Source organism: Ornithinibacillus xuwenensis, from assembly GCF_039614845.1.
GTDB lineage: Bacteria > Bacillota > Bacilli > Bacillales > Amphibacillaceae > Ornithinibacillus > Ornithinibacillus xuwenensis.
In genome coordinates this window covers 1-16265 of the sequence record NZ_JBDIML010000009.1, presented here as the reverse complement: position 1 = coordinate 16265, position 16265 = coordinate 1, and the positions used below count along the sequence as shown (strand labels likewise).

The 16265-nt window shown below is 37.1% G+C and carries 15 protein-coding genes; 14 read left to right on the top strand and 1 reads right to left on the bottom strand.

The window, feature by feature from the left end; all coding sequences use genetic code 11:
• Positions 1-10 precede the first annotated feature (10 nt).
• The 14 genes from ABC228_RS17605 (at position 11) to ABC228_RS17540 (ending at position 16109) form a co-directional block, all read left to right on the top strand.
• Positions 11-268, top strand: coding sequence for an EsaB/YukD family protein (locus tag ABC228_RS17605; protein WP_345826490.1), 258 nt, complete (start codon positions 11-13; stop codon positions 266-268).
• Between the two features lie 135 nt (positions 269-403).
• Positions 404-1678: a type VII secretion protein EssB gene (gene essB / locus ABC228_RS17600; protein WP_345826489.1), complete on the top strand. Its 1275-nt coding sequence runs from the start codon at positions 404-406 to the stop codon at positions 1676-1678.
• Positions 1679-1731: 53 nt separating this feature from the next.
• A complete protein-coding gene (essC, locus tag ABC228_RS17595; RefSeq protein ID WP_345826488.1) occupies positions 1732-6234 on the top strand; it encodes a type VII secretion protein EssC in 4503 nt (1500 codons plus the stop codon).
• Positions 6235-6255: 21 nt separating this feature from the next.
• On the top strand, positions 6256-6648 hold the full coding sequence (locus ABC228_RS17590; protein ID WP_345826487.1) for a chorismate synthase: 393 nt from the start codon (positions 6256-6258) through the stop codon (positions 6646-6648).
• On the top strand, positions 6635-6934 hold the full coding sequence (locus ABC228_RS17585; protein WP_345826486.1) for a WXG100 family type VII secretion target: 300 nt from the start codon (positions 6635-6637) through the stop codon (positions 6932-6934). The genes ABC228_RS17590 and ABC228_RS17585 overlap by 14 nt, the downstream gene beginning before the upstream one ends.
• Positions 6931-7632: a DUF5081 family protein gene (locus ABC228_RS17580; RefSeq protein WP_345826485.1), complete on the top strand. Its 702-nt coding sequence runs from the start codon at positions 6931-6933 to the stop codon at positions 7630-7632. The genes ABC228_RS17585 and ABC228_RS17580 overlap by 4 nt, the downstream gene beginning before the upstream one ends.
• Positions 7633-7971 (top strand): hypothetical protein, encoded by a 339-nt coding sequence (locus ABC228_RS17575; protein ID WP_345826484.1) that lies wholly within the window; start codon positions 7633-7635, stop codon positions 7969-7971. It abuts the gene before it with no gap.
• A gap of 4 nt (positions 7972-7975) precedes the next feature.
• Positions 7976-9877: a hypothetical protein gene (locus ABC228_RS17570; RefSeq protein ID WP_345826483.1), complete on the top strand. Its 1902-nt coding sequence runs from the start codon at positions 7976-7978 to the stop codon at positions 9875-9877.
• Between the two features lie 2 nt (positions 9878-9879).
• Positions 9880-10266 (top strand): hypothetical protein, encoded by a 387-nt coding sequence (locus ABC228_RS17565; protein ID WP_345826482.1) that lies wholly within the window; start codon positions 9880-9882, stop codon positions 10264-10266.
• Positions 10267-10567: 301 nt separating this feature from the next.
• Positions 10568-10939 carry a hypothetical protein gene (locus tag ABC228_RS17560; protein WP_345826481.1) on the top strand — a complete coding sequence of 124 codons (372 nt, stop codon included), beginning with the start codon at positions 10568-10570 and terminating at the stop codon, positions 10937-10939.
• A 71-nt stretch (positions 10940-11010) separates the two neighbouring features.
• Positions 11011-12867, top strand: a complete 1857-nt coding sequence (locus ABC228_RS17555; protein WP_345826480.1) for an HNH endonuclease — start codon at positions 11011-11013, stop codon at positions 12865-12867.
• A complete protein-coding gene (locus ABC228_RS17550) occupies positions 12864-13352 on the top strand; it encodes an SMI1/KNR4 family protein (protein ID WP_345826479.1) in 489 nt (162 codons plus the stop codon). Before ABC228_RS17555 ends, ABC228_RS17550 begins: the two co-directional genes overlap by 4 nt.
• A gap of 257 nt (positions 13353-13609) precedes the next feature.
• Positions 13610-13798, top strand: a complete 189-nt coding sequence (locus tag ABC228_RS17545; RefSeq protein WP_345826478.1) for a hypothetical protein — start codon at positions 13610-13612, stop codon at positions 13796-13798.
• A gap of 328 nt (positions 13799-14126) precedes the next feature.
• Entirely contained in the window at positions 14127-16109 is a 1983-nt protein-coding gene (locus ABC228_RS17540) for a methyl-accepting chemotaxis protein (RefSeq protein WP_345826477.1), read from the top strand.
• Here ABC228_RS17540 and ABC228_RS17535 read toward each other — a convergent pair.
• Positions 16086-16265 (bottom strand): hypothetical protein (locus ABC228_RS17535; RefSeq protein ID WP_345826476.1); only part of this gene is annotated, 180 nt, incomplete at its 5' end. The two genes, ABC228_RS17540 and ABC228_RS17535, sit on opposite strands and share 24 nt — an antisense overlap.

The following is a 16265-nucleotide window of genomic DNA, read 5'->3' as shown; positions in this document are numbered from 1 at the left end:
AGAGTGCATGATGTCGGAGCGTACACATATTAATGTGACATTTGATTTTAGCAAACGGACGAATTCAGAGATGAAATACGATTTACGTATTCCAGTCCAACTGACTGTTAAGCATCTACTTCAAAATGTCATGGAAATTGTAAATGTTGATAATGGCTCTGATTCACGTTGCGCCATTAAAGTTCTTACGAAAAATCTATTGCTGACAGATGATGATATCTTATCCGATTACCCTATTACGGATGGAGATATTTTTATCGTATTATAACAATTTTATCTATGTTAGTAGCATCAATTGGACAGGAGAAATGAACTTTGGTGTTTGTTTCACGTAACGACAATGAAACAGTAAGGTAAAGATTCATACTAAAACCGTTTCAATTTAACAAAGGGGTCAACTATTATGCAGGAAAAAACAATACAAATTGATAAGCTCAGACTTCAGGTCAAGATGGATAAGGATAGTTGGCAATTCTCACTACCTAAGTCAGAAACAAGCATGAAGAGTGTTAGGCAACTTGATTTAATTAAGGATCCATCTGATTATTTTCTACCGCTGTCTATAGAAGAACAAGAAGATTTATTTATATTTCATATGAGCATCGATCCAGCAATGAAGCGCTGGGAACAGGTGAAAAAGCTTAATCGAAATGATAAATTACGCCTACTTTGCAATGTGGCACAACTAGAAAGATTCCTATCAACTAGAATCACATTTTTCCTTCATCCAGATAATTTAGTTTTCGATGATAATTTAATGCCTAAGGTTGTTTATCGAGGAATTCGAAATGTAGTTCCGCCATATGAAATGGATGAGGAAGTATTTTTACGCCAATTCAAATGCCTTATTATTGCTCTTTTTTCAAAGAAATATGATTTTGAGCAGTTATACAATGGTTCGTTGAATAACGCAAAAGAAACAGAATTTGAGCGTCAAGTAAGTGAAGTACAAGACCTGAGTGCTTTGTATTCATTACTAGTAGACAGCTATAAGAAGGAAAAGAAAAAAGTAGAAAACACGATGGTGTTAGTTTCTACTAAGCGATTTCGTTTATTTAAGCAGTTATCCATTATCATGATTATCGTCTCTGTGTTATTGGCTGCACCGCTCGTGTATTACGGGTTTGTAAAAAGTCCTTACCAAGAAACATTATTGGATGCACATGGTGAATACTTAGCCTCTAATTATGGGAATGTCATTTCGACCTTACAAGATGAGGATCCAGAGAAGCTTCCTGACAGGACTAAATATATTCTTTCCCATTCCTATATTAGTGTAGAGAAATTATCTGATTCGGAAAAAGAGACCATTATGAAAAATGTAAGCTTAAGAAGTGATACGGACTATTTATTATATTGGATTTATAATGGACGTGGTGAATTTGAGAAGTCAATTGAAAAGGCTAAATATCTTGATGATCCACAGTTAATTATGTATGGATTAATTAAACAAATAGAACAGGCAAAAAACAATCCTAACCTAACCGGGACTGAACGTGACGAAACGGTACGTTCTCTACAAGAAGAGCTAGATAGATACCGAGAGGAATATAACTTAGGTGGGAACGAAGATAGCACTGGAGATCCTGTTACGGAAACAGAGCAAAGTGAAAATACAGATAGTACCAGTACAGAAGAGGTAGAAGAGGGTAATGAAACGAGTAATCAAGGGGAATAGTCGTTTCATTGAAAGCATAACTTCTGCGGTTGGAATAGAGAGGAAGTAATCAGATGGCACAAAAATTACTCATGATCTTATATCGAAACCAATTACATAAATGCCATTTATGGGGGAATAAAGCAAAAACCATAACCATTAGTAATCAATGGGCAGATACCATTACGTTTCAGGACATGGAAGGCTCTTTAACGGTCGAGTGGGATGGAGGCAATTGTTGCATAGGGGAAGAAGTCGTAAACGAATATTATAATTTCACAGCTTCAGGTCACCCAATGGAGTTTTATCTACTAAGCTTAGAGAAGGTTCATATTTATGATTTTGCTGGGAAACAGTCGTTAACAATAGGTGAGAATGATTTTGATGATCTGGCAATTGAAGGACTTCGTTCAGATTTAGTACTGGTTAATCATGATGAAGACTCGTTCTTTACACTGGAAATTCAGCAAGGAAATGTTTATCACAATTTCTCTCGAGTACTTGATAATGCTCATGTACAACCAGGTGATCAGCTATTTGCAGATGGTGTTCTGTTTATCTTTGGTGAAAGAGATATTCAAGTTATCCCATCACAGAAGCAGGTGTCTTCTAAACTAGTAGAATTACCGGGAGTGGACCATCCTTACCAAGATGAATATCCTAATTTCCACCGTTCTCCGCGGATTATTTATCGCGAGCCAGAGGAAAAAAAGATAATTGCTAAGCCATCGAATAAACCTTCAAAACCAAGTGAGCAATTGGCACGAACGATAGTACCACCATTAGTAATGATTGCTGCACTCGTCCTCATTTCGTTGGTTCAGCCAAGAGGGATCTATATTATCGCGATGCTCTCCATGACAATCGTGACGATTATATTTTCCATCACTTCTTATGTGAAAAATGTAAAAAAGTATAAGACGGACATGAAGGAACGGGATGAAAGCTATAAGGAATATTTACAGCGCAAAACAAAAGAGCTTTATCTAACAAGTGAGGAACAGCGACATGCTTTAACCTATCATTATCCAGATGTGGATGAAATAAGAGAAATGGCAGTAAGTGTAGATGCTCGAATCTATGAAAAAACCATTTATCATCATGATTTCTTAAACTTTCGTGCTGGCCTAGGGAAGGTCGATTCGAGTTTTGACATCGAGTTTAATGAAGAGGAATTTACCCAGGATAAGGATGAATTAGTTGATGTTGCACGAGATTTACTCTCTCAGTATAAGGAGATTGAACATGTTCCGGTAATGACATCCTTGATGAAAGGACCTGTGGGTTATATCGGACATAGAAAGCTTGTACTCGAGCAATTGCAGCAATTAGTTATACAACTAGCCATGTTTCACAGTTACCACGAATTGCAATTTATTACGATTTTTCCCGAAGAGGAGAAGGATGAATGGAACTGGATGCGCTGGCTACCACATGCTAGTGTTCGAGATGTAAATGTCCGAGGCTTTGTGTATCACGAACGTTCAAGAGATCAAGTACTACATTCCATGTATCAAATTATTAAGGAACGAAAACAGACATTAGAAGAAAAGTCCAACAAACATGAGAAAACCTATTTTACACCGCATTATACAGTATTAATCACAGACGAAAAACTGATTCTGGATCACACAATTATGGAGTTTTTTAATGAAGATCCGAGTGAACTGGGTATCTCGCTTGTATTTGTTCAGGATGTCATGCATGCCCTCCCAGAGCATGTAAAAACGGTTATTGATATTCGGGATGCGAAACACGGCAACATTATTTTGGAGGAGGGGGAGCTGGTTAATCGTCAATTTATCCCAGACCACTTTCCGAATAACTTTGATAAAGAAGAAGTATCTCGTGCTTTAGCACCGATTAACCATTTGCAGAACTTAAAGAACTCTATCCCAGAAAGTGTCACCTTCCTAACCATGTATGGCGTGGAAAAGGTATCGGAATTAGCTATCTCCGACAGATGGAGGAACAATGAGACATACAAAAGCTTAGCTGTACCACTGGGGCTTCGCGGGAAAGATGATATTGTGCAATTGAACTTACATGAAAAGGCGCACGGTCCCCATGGTTTAGTTGCTGGGACGACTGGTTCAGGTAAATCAGAGATTATTCAGTCATACATATTGTCCCTTGCTGTTAATTTCCATCCATATGAAGTTGCATTTCTACTAATTGACTATAAGGGTGGAGGAATGGCGAACTTATTTCGAAACCTACCTCATTTAGTGGGAACGATAACGAACCTGGATGCTGGTCAATCCATGCGTGCACTCGCTTCCATTAAAGCAGAGCTACAGAAGAGACAACGTCTTTTTGGTGAACATAATGTGAATCATATTAACCAGTATCAAAAGCTTTATAAGCAAGGTGAAGCAAATGAGCCAATGCCGCATTTGTTCTTGATTTCAGACGAATTTGCGGAGCTGAAATCAGAGCAGCCTGATTTTATGAAGGAGCTTGTGTCAACAGCAAGGATTGGACGTTCCTTAGGTATTCACTTAATTCTAGCAACCCAAAAACCTAGTGGTGTGGTCGATGATCAAATCTGGTCCAACTCTAAGTTTAAATTAGCATTAAAGGTACAGAATGCAAGTGATTCCAACGAGATTCTTAAAACGCCTGATGCCGCAGAAATTACACTACCAGGTCGAGCGTATTTACAGGTTGGGAACAACGAGATTTATGAATTATTCCAAAGTGCTTGGAGTGGTGCAGATTATGTTCCAGATAAAGATAATCAAGACTATGTCGATACAACAATTTATGCGATTAATGATTTAGGGCAGTATGAAATTTTAACAGAGGATTTAAGTGGACTCGAGAAAAAAGAAGAAATTTCGAAAACACCATCTGAGCTAGATGCCGTTATTGACTATATTGCAAATTACACGGTAGAACAACAAATAGAGCAGCTTCTAAGACCTTGGCTACCACCATTACCAGAGCGCATCTATGCTCCAGATTTGCATCCAGTAAACTATCAAGAGGCATGGCAGGAGCCTAAGAAGCCATTGCAAGCAATGATTGGATTACTTGACCAGCCAGAATTACAGCAGCAATCACCACTAACAATTGATTTAACGAAGGATGGGCATATTGCCGTATTTTCCAGTCCTGGATATGGGAAATCAACCTTTTTGCAGACTGTTGCCATGGACCTTATGCGCCAGTATAACCCAGAGCATTTACATGTTTATTTACTTGATTTTGGTACCAATGGGTTATTACCTTTGAAAAATCTCCCGCATGTGGCGGACACCCTTTTAATAGACGACTTAGAGAAGATTGGTAAGTTTATTCGGATTCTCACAAGTACCATAAAGGAACGAAAACAAAAGCTGAGTAACTACGGGGTTGCGAATATGGCCATGTATGAGAAGGCGAGCGGAGATATCGTCCCGAATATCATCATTATGATTGATAATTTCGACTCTATTCGTGACGCAGATTTCGCGGAAGAAATTGAAAAGCTAATCACACAAATCGCTCGTGAGGGTGTAAGTGTTGGAATTCATTTGGCCATTAGTGCTGGAAGACAGAGCGCTATGAAGATGCCGTTATTATCGAATATAAAGACACAGATTCCACTATATTTAATTGAATCAACCGAGGCACGAGCAATCGTTGGAAAAACGGATATTCAAATCGAAGAGATAGCTGGAAGAGGTCTTATCAAATTGGATAATCCGACATTATTTCAAGCAATGCTACCGACAGCTGGAGAGGAGTCTCTAGAAATAATTGACGCTATTCAACAGCTAGCAAAAGAAATGAATGCATATTGGGATGGGGATCGACCTAAGGAAATACCGGTTGTCCCAGAGAAAATAACACTAGATGAATTTATACAAAATCCAAACACCAAGGATATGATATCCAGAGGCGGTATTCCATTTGCTGTTGATTTTGAATTAGTTGAACCATTAGAGATAAGCGTGATAAAGGATCAAAGTACACTCGTCTTAGGTGATATGACGGATTCTATTGAGGAAACGTTCTTGACACTGATGACCTGTATTGCAGCAAATAACCATATCGATGTTGGTTTAATCGATAACCAATCAACCAGATTCAGAGCCTATAAAGACAATACGAATGTGTACGCTAGCGATTCAACAACAATGGAAGACTTTGCCATTAGTGTTCAAGCGCTATATGAAGCGAGAGAAGACGCTTATCGAGAAGCACAAAGTAAGACAAATGGTCAAGTAACCGTAAATGATTTTCTCCAAGATATTCGTCCAATGGTTATACTAATCACCGATGTATCCTATGTCATTGACCATGTATCGTTGTCTACACAAACGACCATTTCTAAGCTAATTGAAAATGGACCACGGATGGGAATTTATTTTATTATTGGTGCTGTTCACAGTGCAATTGACCGATTGTATGATGATGTTACAAAAGTAGTGAAGAAGCAGAAAAATGGAGTATTAATTGGTAGAATATCTGATCAAAACATATTAGAGGTTACCAATAGACCATATCGTGAGAATAATTTATTACCTTACGAAGCGTATTATATCCAGCAGGGCAAGGCTGAGAAGATAAAAATTGTAGCACCTTTTTAAAATAGAGGGGAGTATTAGCTTATGATCTTATGGATTAAAACAGATACCGAGAAGAAAAGAGATGACTATCATAAACTCTATGAAAAACTGCAATCAGCAAGAGACTATCATGATAAGAAAGTAAGTGATGCAGAGGATGCTTACTCAAGATATATTCGCTCTGCTCCTTACATGTCAAATTTTAAAATACCTACTAATGATTTTGATTCAAAGCGTGAGGAATTAAATGCCAAATTACTAAAATACTTTGATTACGAAAAAAACAAACGTAATGATATTGTGGATGCAGCTTCTAAGGCATATGAACGATATGAGCATTATAAAGCAATGGCAATAAGAGAAGAAGAGGCGGAAAGAGCAAGAAGGGAAAAAGAATTGAAAGAGCTATGGGAGAGATTAAATGGGCGACGTTAGAATCGATGAAGGCAGATTAAATGAGGCAAAAAATGCGGCGAAAACGTTGGAGTCTTCACTAAAATCCACGTATAGCCAATGTGAAGACTTGATTTCTTTTGTTCAATCAGCGAAATGGGAAGGTAAATCTCGCGATGCGTTTATCACGTATTTGGAAATTATTTATCAGTACCATAAGGATTTAAAAAAGGCAGCAAGCTTACAAACAAAGGCACTTAATAACTTAGATGGATATATTGATGATTTTTCTAAAGACAATTCTGTTAGGGAAGTGAGAAACCTATGACATATCAGTCAACAGACGCCTTCAATGTCCCTGAGCTATATTTATTGGCGGCTGCTTTCGGTGGAAATGTATTGTTTGGACTTCCTGAAAAGGAAATCTATCAATTAAAGGGTGAGGAAGTTTTTGAAGAGGCCCATAAGCGTCTAATCGAAAAACAAATTCTATCACCAGATGGAAAAGTTACAAAAGCAGGCGCAATTATCATCCAAGCAATAGAATATTACCATCAAAGCAAGAAATATGTTCGAATCAATAATTTAATGTTTGCATTTAGCTCTCATCATGAGGATGAATTAATCCTATTAGTGGAGCTAGAGGAAAAGTCACTCTATAAATTATTTGTTGTATCAAAAGCGATTGTTTTAAAAATGTTAGGCGAGCGATTCCCGATTGTTATTCGTGAACCTCAGGAGGAAGAGAAAACCTACTTGAAGGAAGAATTAACCAATCAAGAGCGACATGAGATTGAGCAATATGATCCAGGAGATTCATTACTAAATCTAGAATTTTTCCATTTAGATGAAAAACCACAGGAAGCTACCAATCCTTCTTTTTATCAACAATGGCTAGCTTTTACGAATGAGGAAAACCTGTTCATGGTTGATACGGTAGCGCGTAAATATTATCAGGCAAGTCAATATTGGTTTTTAAAAATACTCTTTGATGAAATGGAATTTCCGTACAAGGAGGCCAATTAAATGCATAAATTAATCGAGACAGCCGGTACTGCTTCAGGAGCTTCGAATATTACGATTAATACAGATGAAATTACATCAATTTTTAATCAGCTACAAGCTATTATTACGGAGCTAGAGAGCAATGTAACGCCAAATATCCAAAGACTTGGAGAATTAGACTTCTATCAGGATGGAAAAGCCAAAAAAGCGATGGAGGCTTATGGAGAGGCAAATGAAAAAATGCTAGATTTATACGATAATTACCTGCGGGCTTCATCATTGGTCATAGAGGTGCTGAATAAAATGATGGCAACAGACCAAGCAGTTGCCGAGCAGATTATCGCGAAGCTGGAGGTCTGATGCGATGGATGTGAAATACATCCCCGCAGATTGGGAGAAGATGAGAGCTAGTCTAGGTGACCTTATTGGACTCGGTCGTTGGGGAAAAGGGATGATTGATGACCTCAAAGATATTACAGAAAATCTAGAGGATACGGAATCCGATATTGCCAAATATGATTGTGATGGTGTAATATCCTTCACCCATAAAGATCGTGAGAATAGCTATCAATCCCTGTTTGATGATTTCGACGTCTTACATGAGTTTACAGGGAAGGTTGGCGATATTGTAGAACGTGTCATTGACCAGCCATTTTACGAGGATATCGATGCGTTTGTGGAAACAATGCGAGATGCTACGATATCAAAATATACAACCGAGAATCGAATCGGAGCGACAGAAGAACAAATTGTCTATTATGGTTATGGTCCTGCAGCACAGCAGACTCGCAAGGTTCCAAAAGCAGAGGTCAGCTTGGATGATTTACTAAGCGGTGATAATTACTATGCCGAAGAGTTGAAAATTCAATATGATAGGTGGAAAGCCGAGAATCCTGATCAGGTCTTTTCCCAGGAAGAGTTTCGGATGGCCGCTGTTAATATGCGAGCGTTTGAGTATGAATCTATCAAGGATCAACAATATAGCAAAGAATTCTGGGTGAATATTGGTGCATTGGTTGTAATTATTGGTGCATCAATCATATGTCCACCAGCAGGATTAGCGTTAGGTATTGCGTACGGTGGGTTAGAGGTTAGCACTGCAATTTCAGGAAAAGACTGGATATCAGGTCGAGAATTGGATACAGGAGAACGCTGGTTTCGAGGTCTACTCGCACCGTTAGATATTGTGCCAGGTGTAGCAGGACTTAAAAAATTCAGCACTGGAGTCCGTTTCGCCAATCAGGCAGCTGATCTAGGGCAAATCGGCGTGAAAACAGGAGTAAGAACCAGCCTACAGCAACAATTAAAGCATGTAGGAGACCTGGTAACTACCGCAGGGAAACAAACAGAAATTCGTTTGCGTAATGCAGGTGGAGCAATCAAGGACGCAACTCGTGTAGTAAAAAATAAACTCGCAAGTGATGCCATCGATGTAGGAAGAACAGTAGACTCGGTCATAACATCAGCCAAAAACATCACATCCACGCGTAACGTCATGGCAATTGACGATGTAGGAAGAATGCAAATGCCAGCAGAGAATACACACTTTTTTGAGAATAGGATAAGGGATACGTTACGTAAGGCGGAAGGAGTTAATGGTGGAGGAACTACTAGATTACTAGATCCAAAAGCTTCTCCTAATGCTTTTAAAAACCAGATTGGTGAAGTATTAGAAAAATATGATTGGGATATCGAAAAGTTCCATGAAGTGAAGCTAAAGCCGATAGATGAACTATCGAATAGGGAATTAGTGATTATGAAAGAAATTAGAGATTCTGTACCTAAACCAACTCCAGAAACTACTTTGCAAAAAACAATACCTGCAACGGACATCGAAAAATATTTATCTGGTGACTACACGGAAATCGGTGGTTATGTTGCAAAAGCTGATGATGTTGGACACATTAATAGATATACTGATGTGGTTGAGTCCTCTCGATTAGACTATACATCATGGGATGGCAGTAGGCCATTTCCTGAGGATGGGAATGTGTACGGTAAAATTAAATTTAAAACAAGTGCTGTAGAGGACATTGAAATACCATATGGAGAAAGGCTTGGAGGAAATAATTCAGATGGACCTCCATGTACGCTAAATGGTTTTACAGGCTCAAGAAACGATGAAATTATTCCTGAATGGCGATTTGAAGATAGACATTCTCCTAAAGTAGGGGCAGAACTATATAAAGTGGAGAATGGTGTAGAAGAATTAGTTGGAACATTTGATGGTGAAAAATTTGTTTCAGTAAATAGTGGAGGAAATTAAACATGATTAAAAAAGGATATTTCGGGATTTATAATGGAAAAGAGTATAAGGTCGTTGAAGATAATGATAACAATGTTTTAATCATGACAGATGATCCCGCTAAAATTACAGATGATTTTGTAGATACTTATGGTAGTGGTGTCTATACAAAGAAAATAAGCCAAAATGAACTTAGTGAATTTTATTATATAAAGCCACAAGCCAATTACAAAGGATCTCAATTTAATGTTGGCAATCGTGAACGTGATGGGAAAGTTTGTTTAGGTACTGGTGATGCTAAATTAGCAAAAAAATTAAATTTTGAGAGAACGGATAAATATTATTACGAGAAATGGGTGTTAAAAGATGAAGTTCTACTAATGGAGCAACGAAAAGATATTCAAAAATAATTAGGTAACCTATTTCAGAATAGTATTTTGAATCCGAAAGTGATGCCTTATTTAAATGTTTATGAGCAGCTAATAAATGTAGAAGTCTATATTATTAGTAAGTCATTTAAGATTCTAAAGGAAAATAGTGTACAACTGGAAGAACTAAATGTATGACTGGTAGGAATGATTGAAGCTAGTTATCTCATCACTATTAACTGATGAAAAGATGGAATTACTAGACTAATTGCCCCATCTAATTTTGAAGTGAGGACTAAGCAATAACCAATAAAAGTGTTAAGAAATTATAAGGAGAGAAGAAATGAGTATAAAAGTGAGAAGAAACACAGGTGTTATGGGCGGAATGATGAGTGTATCATTACTAATAGATAGCAAGAAAGCTGCTAAATTAAGTGAAAATGAAGAGTTTATCGTTGATTCAACTAATATCCCCACCAAAATTAAAGCGAAACAATGGTATTTTGGAAGTCCAGAAATGGAAGTGGAAGATGATTCTAATGTAGAAATTACAATAAATCCTATTGCAATGTTGTTATTGTTCCTTTCGATGGCTTTAATATTTGCTGGTTCTCTATTATTACCTGTTTTAACTGTTCTAGGAATAGTTAGTTGTTTTGCTACTATCTTTTATGCTACGAAAAATTGGTTTGTGATTAAGGTCAAAAAAGCATAACTAAATTAGGCGTATAAAATATAAGAATTGAAGATTAATAGTATTTATTTCATAGATGGAGGTCTGATGCGATGGATGTAAAATACATCCCTGCAGACTGGGATAAGATGAGATCAAGTCTAGGCGATCTAATTGGATTAGATCGTTATGGAAAAGAAATGATAGATGACTTGAAGGATATTACGGAAAACCTAGAAGATGCACAATCTGATATTGAAAAGTATGATAGTGACGGCGTAATCTCCTTCAGTCATAAAGATAGGGAAAATACCTATCAATCCTTGTTTGAGGACTTCAAGGTATTACATAAATTTACAGGAAAAGTAGGTGATATTGTAGAGCGTGTCATTGAAGAGCCATTCTACGAGGATATCGATTCTTTCGTCGAAGCGATGCGCGATGCTACAATATCGAATTACACAACCGAGAATCGAATTGGGGCGACAGAAGAACAAATTGTCTATTATGGTTATGGTCCTGCAGCACAACAGACTCGAAAGGTTCCAAAAGCAGAAGTCAGCTTAGATGATTTATTAAGCGGTGATAATTACTACGCCGAAGAGCTGAAAATTCAATATGATATGTGGAAAGCCGAGAATCCTGATCAAGACTTCTCGCAGGAAGAGTTTCGAATGGCCGCTGTCAACATGCGAGCATTTGAATATGAATCTATCAAGGACCAACAATATAGTAAAGAATTCTGGGTGAATATCGCTGCTCTGGTTGTAATAGTTGCCACAACAATCATTTGTCCACCTGCTGGCTTGAGTTTAGGTGTCGCCTACAGTGGATTAGAACTCAGTAGTGCTATTTCAGGAAAGGACTGGATCTCGGGTAGAGAACTGGATACTGGAGAACGCTGGTTTCGAGGTTTACTCGCTCCTTTAGACATTGTTCCTGGCGTATCAGGACTTAAGAGATTCAGTTCTGGAGTTCGATTTGCCAATCAAGCAGTTGATGTGGGGCAGGCTGGCCTAAAATCAGGTCTTAAAACTAGTATTCAACAAGAACTGAAGCATGTAGGTGACATGGTCATTACTGCAGGAAAACAAACCGAAACACGTTTGCGTAACGCAGGAGGGGCAATCAAGGACGCAACTAGAGTAGTGAAAGATAAACTAGCAAGAGATGCTGTGGAAGTAGGAAGAGCAGTCGATTCAGTTATAACATCTGCGAAAAACATCACCTCCCCTAGAAATGTCATGGCGATTGATGAGATTGGAAGCGTACATATACCGGCAGAAAACACACACTTTTTTGCGAATAAAATTAGTGATATGATGGGTGTATCAGATGACGCGGCAAGTGTTGGTGTTAAGGGTACGGGTAATAGAGTTCATCATACAGAAATTGATGAAGTAATTAAAAATGATTACGATATAAATGGAAACTTGATTAATAGATCTGTGGTTCCTAAAGGTTATGATAGTGTTGACGACTTTTTGAAAGTAGTAGATGATACAACTATAAAGGAATTTGGTTATGATAGTGTTGAAGAGTTCAAAATGGTAGTAGGTCATGTAGAAGATTATTTAAATGCGTCGCCTAAGAACAACATTCTAAACAAAAGATTAGCAGGAGGAAAACATGTGAAAGGTGTAGAATATGATGTAATAGGATTTCCAATATTTAAAGGTGATGATGTAAAGTTCTCGTTAAAATTAGAGAAAGACTACTATATCATGAAAGATACCGATCAATTTTTGAAATGCACCGAAAAATTAAGAGAATCAATTAATAAAGGAGAAGTACCGAAGGAGCTCTTTACAAAAAAACAATTGGCTCAGATAGAAGATGGATTGCCAAGAATCGATGGATTGGTATGGCATCATCATCAAGTACCTGGAAAAATGCAATTAGTGTTAAAAAAAGTTCATAGCGTAAATCACTTAGGTGGAAATAGTTTATGGGGAGGCGGTATTAGATGACAAATCTAGTGTGGAAGTATGCAGATGATCCAGTTACAGGAGAATTAATTGAAAAAGTAGGGGAATCATTAGGAGTTAAGTTTCCGCAGGATTATATCGAGTGTGCAAAGGTTAATCATGGAGCCAACGTAATACCTTATAGATTTGATGCTGAAGGAATAGAGAGGGCCTTTGGTACACTACTTTCTTATGATGAAGAGAGTAATGATAACCTAGTGGAGGAATATGGTAACTATCGCGATACCTTGCCAAATGATATTTTCCCTTTTGGTATTGATCCAGCAGGTAATTTAATCTGTTTCGATTATAAGGGAAATAAGGAAGAACCTATTGTTGTTTTTTGGTATCATGAAGGTGCATGGGAAAAAGAAATGTTAATGGAAGAAGAAGGGTTAACAGAAGAACAGGCTGAAGAACGTGCAAGAGAAAATGTATTTTACGTTGCAGCAACATTTACGGAATTTCTTAATAAGTTACATGACTAATACTGTATTAGATACCAAGTATTACATAAATAGAGCACTTGATTGCGTTTAAGGCAACGAGTGCTTTTTAGTATTCTCAAAATAACGCTTGGTTGTCCTACAGGCAACAAGTGCTTTATATTTGTTGTGAGAATTTTATGCACAGGAAAGCTAAAAAAGATCATAGATAATGATGGTTTTACTATCTTTGAGTATTGTTTTGTATATGAATTGTAAGAAAATGCTATAGATTTTATAGGAACTTGGATTATTGAAAATTGTTAACTAACAAGGAAAATTATACGGATATTAATGAAGTTAAAAAAATAATAGATTCTGAAAAGTTAAGTTCTTACAACTTAAATAATACCTCGATTAAGCCTAATGAGGTTGGAATTCTACTAGAGGGTAGTAAATGGAAGGTATATACTTCGGATGCAAGAGCTAATCCTATTTCAGAAAAGTAATTTTAATCCGATAGTGATGCTTTAATTAACTTTATGAAACGTTTAAGAGCAGCAAATAAATTTAGAAATCTATATTCTTAAGTAAAGCGTTAACATTTTATATATTTGATATATGCGTTAAAAACCAAATAAAGGAAGTAAATATATGGAAAAAGGGACTTTTGCAAAATATGCTAATAAAGTATATAGAATAAGCAATATTGATGGAAATCGTATTAGAGTTCTTAATCAACCATTATTTACCTCCGAATCCATATAAGATTTACTATAATAGTCGCATTATTTATGATATAGTAAATATTGACTATACTTCGAAGGGATCTGCATAATGAAAAAAATATTTAATCGACATAGTATTAGCGGAAAATTAATTAGTTACTTTCTTACGTTAACAGTAATTCCAATAATGATATTGGCTGCACTTGTGTTTTATGTATCCAATAAAGGTTTTTCAGAGCTTAGTACTCAGAAGCAAGATGAAGCAACACATACCGTACAAACGCAATTAGACCAAGTTGCTAATGAGCTTTTGTATTTAACCAATATATATGCAAGTGATGAGGCATTTGCGAAAGTTTTAAAAACAGGTGATCGTCAAGCAATTGCTGCGTATGTAGACGATTTATACCAACGAGTTGAAAAAGAGAATAAATTAGAAGTATTTGAAATTGGAGATGCAGACGGAACCGTAGTTTATCGAGGACATAATCCAACGAAATACGGTGATGAAAAAGGAGACCTTCCTTCTATTCAACAAGCGCTTGATGGACAATCTATGTCAGGATTTGAATTTGGAAGTAGTGGGTTATCCGTTCGTGCATTTGTACCAATTGTCGATAATAATGAAGTAATCGGAACCTTGCAAACGGGATTTGATGCTTCATTCCTAGCTGATTTACAAGAAATGCTTAAAGGGGTAACAATAGACCTCTATAATGAAGAAGGTGCAATTGTATTATCCTCGATTGAAGATCGTGTTGGACAGTCTTTAGAAAATAAAGACGTGTTAACCCAAGTAGAGAATGGCAAAGCGTATTCCGTTCAAGAAGATAATGAAGCAATCACTTATTTGCCAATGTATGATCCAACAAATAAGGTGATTATTGGAATGGTAGGAATTACGCAGGATATCTCTGTTATTAGTGAAACAGGAAATAATATTATCACAATGACAATTGCATTAGTGCTCGTTACAACACTTATTGTATTACTAATTTCCATACGAGTAAGTAAGGCAATCTCAAAACCTATTCAACAGGTTTCTGAATCGATGATCGAGCTATCAAAAGGTAGATTAGATATCGAGATAGCGGAAGTGAAAAGCAAAGATGAAATTGGGCAATTATCAAATTCTATGCGACTAATGAAGGATAACTTGCATCAAATAATTACAGAGGTTTACCAGGCTTCCAAACAAGTCACTAGTAGTAGCGAGGAGCTATTAAAGTCTGCAGATGAGGTAAAGACTGGCTCAGAGAATATTGCAGTAACGATGCAGGAAATAGCTCAAGGCTCAGAAAAACAAGCTAATAATACGAGTGATTTGGCTTCTATCATGTATCAGTTCTCTGGAAAGATTCAAGAGACTAGTGAAAAAGGCGATAATGTACAAGCTTCATCCTATGATGTTTTGGAGATGGCTACTGAGGGGAAAGAATTAATTAATCAGTCTACACAGCAAATGGTGAGGATTGATCAATTAGTAAAAGATGCGGTAGAAAGAGTCGAGGGCTTAGATTCCAAGTCACAGAAAATTTCTGGATTGGTTTCTGTTATTCAGGATATCTCAGAACAAACCAACCTATTAGCTTTAAATGCAGCGATTGAAGCTGCTAGAGCTGGGGAGCATGGGAAGGGCTTTGCTGTTGTAGCGGATGAAGTTCGAAAACTAGCGGAGCAAGTGTCGGCATCACTAAAAGATATTTCGACGATTGTAACGGATATTCAAAACGAAACCGGCAAGGTTGTTACGACGTTGAATTCAGGGTATGGCGAGGTTCAGCAAGGTACAGTTCAGATTAAATCTACTGAGGACCGCTTTATTAATATAAATTCTTCGATCACGAATATGGTGGAGCATATTAAAGATATCGCGAATAACTTAAGCTCAGTTGCAGCAGACAGCTCTAGTATGAATGATACGATACAAGAAATTGCTGCATTCTCTGAGGAATCAAGTGCTGGTGTAGAAGAAACTTCCGCAACAATTCAACAATCAGCTTCCATGATGGAAGAGGTTTCGAATAATGCGGAAACATTAGCAAAATTAGCAGACGATTTGAATGGTTTAGTGGATCGTTTTAAACTCTAATAATAAGCTATTTGAATAGATATTTTGTGAAGAGGCTGGGACATAACTAGCCAAAAATAAATGAAAAGTGGTTCCAAACATCAAAAAATGATGATTGGAACCATTTTTCGTTGGTTTATTTTCAATATCCATTGGTAAATTAAATGTTTGGGCGGC

What these genes read in the sequence shown, in the direction of transcription:
- ABC228_RS17605 (WP_345826490.1), top strand. Translation starts at nt 11, where the DNA reads ATGTCGGAGCGTACACATATTAATGTGACATTTGATTTTAGCAAACGG.
- essB (WP_345826489.1), top strand. Translation starts at nt 404, where the DNA reads ATGCAGGAAAAAACAATACAAATTGATAAGCTCAGACTTCAGGTCAAG.
- essC (WP_345826488.1), top strand. Translation starts at nt 1,732, where the DNA reads ATGGCACAAAAATTACTCATGATCTTATATCGAAACCAATTACATAAA.
- ABC228_RS17590 (WP_345826487.1), top strand. Translation starts at nt 6,256, where the DNA reads ATGATCTTATGGATTAAAACAGATACCGAGAAGAAAAGAGATGACTAT.
- ABC228_RS17585 (WP_345826486.1), top strand. Translation starts at nt 6,635, where the DNA reads ATGGGCGACGTTAGAATCGATGAAGGCAGATTAAATGAGGCAAAAAAT.
- ABC228_RS17580 (WP_345826485.1), top strand. Translation starts at nt 6,931, where the DNA reads ATGACATATCAGTCAACAGACGCCTTCAATGTCCCTGAGCTATATTTA.
- ABC228_RS17575 (WP_345826484.1), top strand. Translation starts at nt 7,633, where the DNA reads ATGCATAAATTAATCGAGACAGCCGGTACTGCTTCAGGAGCTTCGAAT.
- ABC228_RS17570 (WP_345826483.1), top strand. Translation starts at nt 7,976, where the DNA reads ATGGATGTGAAATACATCCCCGCAGATTGGGAGAAGATGAGAGCTAGT.
- ABC228_RS17565 (WP_345826482.1), top strand. Translation starts at nt 9,880, where the DNA reads ATGATTAAAAAAGGATATTTCGGGATTTATAATGGAAAAGAGTATAAG.
- ABC228_RS17560 (WP_345826481.1), top strand. Translation starts at nt 10,568, where the DNA reads ATGAGTATAAAAGTGAGAAGAAACACAGGTGTTATGGGCGGAATGATG.
- ABC228_RS17555 (WP_345826480.1), top strand. Translation starts at nt 11,011, where the DNA reads ATGGATGTAAAATACATCCCTGCAGACTGGGATAAGATGAGATCAAGT.
- ABC228_RS17550 (WP_345826479.1), top strand. Translation starts at nt 12,864, where the DNA reads ATGACAAATCTAGTGTGGAAGTATGCAGATGATCCAGTTACAGGAGAA.
- ABC228_RS17540 (WP_345826477.1), top strand. Translation starts at nt 14,127, where the DNA reads ATGAAAAAAATATTTAATCGACATAGTATTAGCGGAAAATTAATTAGT.